Origin of the sequence: Marinobacter sp. UBA2688 (assembly GCF_002352785.1) — a bacterium.
In the GTDB taxonomy this organism is placed as follows: domain Bacteria; phylum Pseudomonadota; class Gammaproteobacteria; order Pseudomonadales; family Oleiphilaceae; genus Marinobacter; species Marinobacter salarius.
This window is the reverse complement of sequence record NZ_DELU01000027.1, coordinates 99,049-104,859: the sequence shown is the minus strand read 5'-3', so window position 1 is coordinate 104,859 and position 5,811 is coordinate 99,049. Positions and strand designations below refer to the sequence as shown.

At 59.1% G+C, this 5,811-nt stretch carries 5 protein-coding genes; all 5 read left to right on the top strand.

Features of this window, described 5'->3' with window-relative positions; translation table 11 throughout:
• A partial coding sequence (locus B3M52_RS18310; RefSeq protein WP_286750013.1) for a TRAP transporter substrate-binding protein occupies positions 1–710 on the top strand: 710 nt, incomplete at its 5' end.
• Positions 711–827: 117 nt separating this feature from the next.
• The gene (locus B3M52_RS18305; protein WP_075196368.1) at positions 828–1,466 is read left to right on the top strand and encodes a TRAP transporter small permease subunit; all 639 of its coding nucleotides are present in this window, start codon (positions 828–830) and stop codon (positions 1,464–1,466) included.
• A complete protein-coding gene (locus B3M52_RS18300; RefSeq protein ID WP_075196367.1) occupies positions 1,466–2,830 on the top strand; it encodes a TRAP transporter large permease in 1,365 nt (454 codons plus the stop codon). The genes B3M52_RS18305 and B3M52_RS18300 overlap by 1 nt, the downstream gene beginning before the upstream one ends.
• Before the next feature lie 12 nt (positions 2,831–2,842).
• Positions 2,843–3,622, top strand: a complete 780-nt coding sequence (locus B3M52_RS18295) for a 3-hydroxybutyrate dehydrogenase (protein WP_075196366.1) — start codon at positions 2,843–2,845, stop codon at positions 3,620–3,622.
• Between the two features lie 16 nt (positions 3,623–3,638).
• Positions 3,639–5,630, top strand: coding sequence for an acetoacetate--CoA ligase (locus B3M52_RS18290; RefSeq protein WP_075196365.1), 1,992 nt, complete (start codon positions 3,639–3,641; stop codon positions 5,628–5,630).
• Positions 5,631–5,811 lie beyond the last annotated feature (181 nt).

The following is a 5,811-nucleotide window of genomic DNA, read 5'->3' as shown; positions in this document are numbered from 1 at the left end:
CCGCCTATATCGGCTGGTATTACTTCGGCGGTGGGCATGAAATGCTGCAGGAAACCTATGCCAATAAAGGCTTCGATGTACACGCACAACTGTGCGGCATCATTGGGCCTGAAACAGCGGGTTGGTACTCCAAGCCCATCGAAACACTGGAAGACTACAAAGGCCTGAAGATCCGCTTCGCCGGCCTGGGTGGCAAGGTTCTGGAGAAGCTTGGCGCGTCCGTCACCATGATGCCCGGCGGCGAGCTTTACCAGGCACTGGAGAAAGGCACCATTGATGCCACCGAATTCTCCATGCCCGCCATCGACCAGATTCTCGGCTTCAATCAGGTGGTCAAGTACAACCTGTTCCCGGGCTGGCACCAGCAGTTCACGGCTCAGTATATGCTGATCAACAAGGATGAGTGGGCTCGTGCGACTGACGCCCAGAAGGCGCTGGTTGAGGCTTCTTGCACCGCAGCGACCACGCGTGGTCTCGCAGAAGGCGAGTACAAGAACGGCAAGGTTCTGGCCGAGTTCCAGGACAAGGGCGTTCAGGCCGATCAGATCCCCCGCGACGTTCTGCTCAAGCTGAAGGAAGTAACTCAGGAAGTGCTCGAAGAAGAAGCCTCCAAGGATGCTGACTTCAAGCGCGTCTATGAAAGCCAGCAGGAGTTCATGGAATCCTACAAGGTGTGGGACACCCGCGCCTATGTTCCGGCGGACCTGTAAGGTTCGGGGCTGACCCCGAGATGCCGACCAGAGTGTCGGTATTCTCTGATTAAGTCTGGATGGCCCTTCGGGGCCATCCTTGTTTCACGGCAGGCTTTCTGAACGAGGAACTGTTGTATGACAGTGTCTGATAAAGGCTCACCGCCCGATGTGCATGCATCGGCGTCGGACGCCGGTCAATTTATTCATCATCACACGGAATTCCCGACGACCTGGCTCAGCCAGTTTATGGACGGTGTAATTTCCGCAATAGGCAAGAGTGCTTCCTGGCTCTGGATCGTGGTCACCGGCGTGATCATCTATGCAGTGGTAGGTCGCTATGCCTTTGGCATGGGTTCGGTCACTCTGGAAGAAGTCCAATGGCATCTGGCCGGTGCAGGCTGGTTATTGGGGTTGGGCTATACCCTGGTGACGGATGACCATGTCAGAGTCGATGTGATCCATGAGCGCCTGTCTCTCAGGGGCCAGGCCTGGATCGAACTGCTCGGACTTGTATTCCTGCTGTTACCGTTTCTCGGGCTGGCAGTTTACGAAATGATCCCCTATGCCTTCAGTTCCTGGGCCCAGGGCGAGACCAGCCAAGCGCCTGCCGGGCTTCCTTATCGCTGGATTCTCAAGAGTATCCTGGCACTGTCTTTTGTTCTTCTGATTCTGGCAGCGCTATCCCGTCTGCTGAAAGTCACTGCTCTGCTTTTCGGTTTTCCGAAGCCAATTCGGATCGAGTCCGGGGATAACAATAAAGAGGATGCGTCCTGATGGAGCTTGAAACCCTTTTCGTAATCGGCATGTTCCTGACATTTGGAGCATTGTTGATGACCGGTTTTCCGGTTGCATGGGTGTTGGGTGGCACCGCAGTTATCTGGACCGTTGTCGGTGTAATCGCCGTCGAGAATTTTGGAGCAAATCTGTGGTTTGACTATTCCTCCTCCATGGGGCTCGTGCCCGAGCGGATATGGAAGGTTGTAAACAGCGAGACTCTTGTTGCTCTGCCCATGTTTATTTTCATGGGCATCATGCTTGACCAGTCCGGGGTGGCTGAGCGTTTGATGAACAGTATGGTCAAACTGTTTGGCGCTGTTCGCGGCGGCTATGCGGTAACCGTGATTGTTATCGGCGTACTGCTGGCCGCGACCACGGGTATCATCGGTGCGTCCGTTGTGCTGCTGGGCATGCTATCCCTGCCCGTGATGATGGAGAACAAGTACGACAAGGGATTTGCTGTGGGGACGGCCTGTGCGACTGGAACCCTGGGCATCCTGATTCCTCCGTCCATCATGCTGGTATTGATGGCGGATCGGCTGGCGGTTCCTGACGCGTCAGTTGGCGATCTGTTTATGGGTGCGTTCTTTCCTGGCCTTATGCTGGGGGCCATGTACGTGGCCTACGCCATTATCCGCCCAATGCTGCAACCGCACATTGCGCCGGTGCCCGAGGGTACTGAGAAAGTGACCTGGGGCATCGTCTGGGAAGTGGCAAAGGCCGTTGTGCCGACAGCCGCGTTAATTCTGGGCGTGCTGGGTTCTATCTTTGCCGGAATCGCAACACCAACGGAAGCCTCCGGTGTTGGCGCATTGGGCGCTTTGCTGTTGGCGCTGATGTCGGGTCGCCTGAGCATGAAAGTGCTCAACTCTTCCATGCAGCAGACAACCCGCACGGCGGCGTTCATTTTTGCCATTTTCCTGGGTGCCACGGCGTTCTCTGTCGTCCTCCGGGGGCTGGGTGGTGACCAGGTTATCGAGGACGCTCTGCTGGGACTGCCTTTCGGCCCCTATGGCGTGATTCTTACCATCCTGTTTGGTGTCTTTCTGCTCGGCTTCTTCCTGGATTGGGTCGAGATCACCCTGATCATCCTGCCGTTGGTGGCACCGGTGGTTCAGCAACTGGGCTTTGATCTGGTGTGGTTCACCATCCTCTTCGCCATGTGCCTGCAGACGTCGTTCCTGACGCCACCTGTCGGCTTTGCACTGTTCTACATCAAGGGTGTGGCACCGCCGGAAATCAAGGTGACCGACATCTACAAGGGCGTCATACCCTTCATCATTATTCAGCTGGTGGCTCTGGCGATTGTCTTCCTGGTGCCCGAAATCGCGACCTGGCTGCCTAGCGTGGCTTACGACTAAGGAGAGAGAAACATGCGTCTAGAAAACCGGATAGCCCTGATCACCGGGGCGGGGCGCGGAATTGGCCGGGCCATAGCCGAACATTATGGCCGTGAGGGCGCCCGGGTGGCCGTGGCCGACCTCACCCTGGAAAGCGCCCAGGACGCCGTTGATTCCATTGAAAAGGCAGGGGGCACCGCCATGGCCCTGGCCATGGACGTTACGGATGAGAAGGCGGTTGACCAAGGCGTGGCCGCCATCGTGGAAAAATGGGGTGGCCTCGACGTGGCCCTGGCCAACGCCGGTATCCAGCATATCGACCCATTGCATAAACTGGCCTTTGCCGACTGGCGTAAAGTGATGAATGTTCATCTGGACGGGGCGTTTCTGGTAACGCGAGCAGCCCTCAAACAGATGTACGCCAGTGGGGGCGGGACCATGTTGTATATGGGGTCTGTCCACTCCCTGGAAGCGTCTCCCCTCAAGGCGCCCTACGTGGCGGCGAAGCACGGCATGCTGGGCCTGTGCCGGGCGGTGGCGAAAGAGGGTGCCGAGCATGGTGTGAGTAGTAACATCATCTGCCCCGGTTTTGTCAGAACGCCCTTGGTGGACAAGCAGATCCCGGAGCAGGCCAAGGAGCTGGGCATTTCCGAAGAAGAGGTCATCAGTAAGGTTATGCTGAAGAATACCGTCGATGGCAAATTCACCACCCTGGAAGACGTCGCCGAGCTGGCAGTGCACCTGGCGGCCTTCCCCTCGGCGGCACTGACTGGCCAATCCATTGTGGTCAGTCACGGCTGGCATATGCAGTAAGCAACAGGAGAGACGGATGAGCAACACAGAACAATCACCAGTGGTCTGGTCTCCTTCGCAGGACACACTGAAACACTGCCAGATGGGCCAGTTCCAGGGTTGGCTGGAGCAACAGGGTTTCGGCCCGTTTGCCGATTACCACGCCCTCCACCGGTGGTCCATTGAGAACCTAGAGACCTTCTGGCAAAAGGTATGGGACTACTGTGGCCTGGTATGCGACACGCCAGCCGATGCGGTTCTGGGCAAACGTGATATGCCCGGCGCGGAGTGGTTCCCAGGTATGAAACTCAACTTTGCGGCCAACCTGCTGCGGTTGGCGGAAGGCGACCACGCCGAGCGCGAAGCGGTTGTGGCCTACTGCGAAACCCGCCCGGTACTGCGCCGCACCTACGCTGAATTGAAAGCGGACACCGGTGCCCTGGAAGCCTTCCTGCGCAACAAAGGGATTCGACAGGGTGACCGCGTGGCCGGTGTGGTCACCAATGGTTATGAGGCCCTTGTGGGTATGTTGGCGGCCACCAGCCTGGGCGCCGTCTGGAGTTCCGCGTCACCGGATTTCGGCGTGGGCGCCATCCTTGATCGCTTCGGCCAGATTGAGCCGGCAGCGCTGATCGTGGTCAACGGCTACGGCTATGGCGGCAAGGTCTTCAACCGCCAGGATGACTTCGCCGGCCTGATTGACGGCCTGCCCAGCCTGCGCTGCGTTGTCAGCATCGAACAGCTGCCAGGCGAACCCGCCGTCGCTGGCGACAAGGTTACCCACTGGGACGAGGCCCTTGCCGAGGGACAGGGCCAGGCGCCCTCCTTCACACCGTTGCCACCGGAGCACCCGGTGTACATCCTCTATTCCTCCGGCACCACCGGCAAACCCAAGTGCATCGTGCATGGCAACGCTGGCCTGCTGGTCAACCACGCCAAAGAACTGATGCTCCATGGCGATGTCGGCCCCGACGACCGCTTCCTGTACTTCACCACCTGCGGCTGGATGATGTGGAACTGGCAGGCGTCTGCCCTGCTGACTGGCGCGGCCGTCATCACGGTCGACGGCTCACCTGGCTACCCGGACCTGAACTATCTATGGCAGGTGGTGGCCGACGAGAAAGTCACCCATTACGGCACCAGCGCACGGTTCATCGCCGGCTGTCGTAAGGCTGAACTGGCCCCGGCGAAAAACCTGGACCTGACGGCCTTGAGAGTCGTCTTCTCCACTGGCTCACCCCTGTTGCCGGAAGACTATGACTGGATCTACAGCGACGGCGCCCCCAACGTATTGCTGGGCTCCATCGCCGGCGGCACCGACATCTGCGGCTGCTTCGTGGGCTCCACACCGCTGTTGCCGGTGCGCCGTGGCGAAATCCAGTGCCGCTTCCTGGGCGTTGACGCCGTGGCCTACGGCGACGACGGCCAGCCCGTCAGTGGCGGTCGAGGCGAACTCGTCTGCCGGCAGCCGCTGCCTTCCATGCCCGTCGCCTTCTGGGACGACCCCGGCAACGAGCGCTATAAAGACGCCTACTTCAACACCTTCCCGGATGTCTGGGCCCACGGCGACTTCATCGAATTCACCGAACACGGCGGCGCCGTCATCTACGGCCGTTCAGATGCCACCCTTAACCCGGGCGGTGTGAGAATCGGTACCGCTGAGATCTACCGCCAGGTGGAAACCGTGGCGGAAGTCAAAGACAGCCTGGTTGTTGGTCGTCAGATCGAAGGTGACGTGGAAGTGGTCTTGCTGGTGGTCCCGGCAGAGGGCCAGGCCCTCACCGACGACCTTCAGAAAAACCTCAAAACCCGCATCCGCCAGGGCGCAAGCCCGCGCCACGTACCGAAACACATCATCCAGGTGCCGGATATTCCCTACACGCGCAGCGGCAAGAAAGTAGAGCTGGCGGTGGCGCGCCTGATCAACGGTTCCAACAAAGCCGACAACCGGGATGCTCTTGGCAATCCGGAGGCGTTGGACCGGATTCGGGAATGCCTAGACGAGGCGGGGTTGTTGCCGAAGGGGTGAGTTAGCTCGTAGGTCGTATAGAGCGTAGCGAAATGCGACGGGGGCTGATGTTTGAGCCTTGTTGTTGGATTACGGCTTCGCCTAATCCGACCTACGGTGGCTGCTGTAACCGGCGGGCATGCATGAAATTTGCCGAGCGCTGGGGGTAGGGGCAACCAAAACTGTGCGGAGCCATGGATGG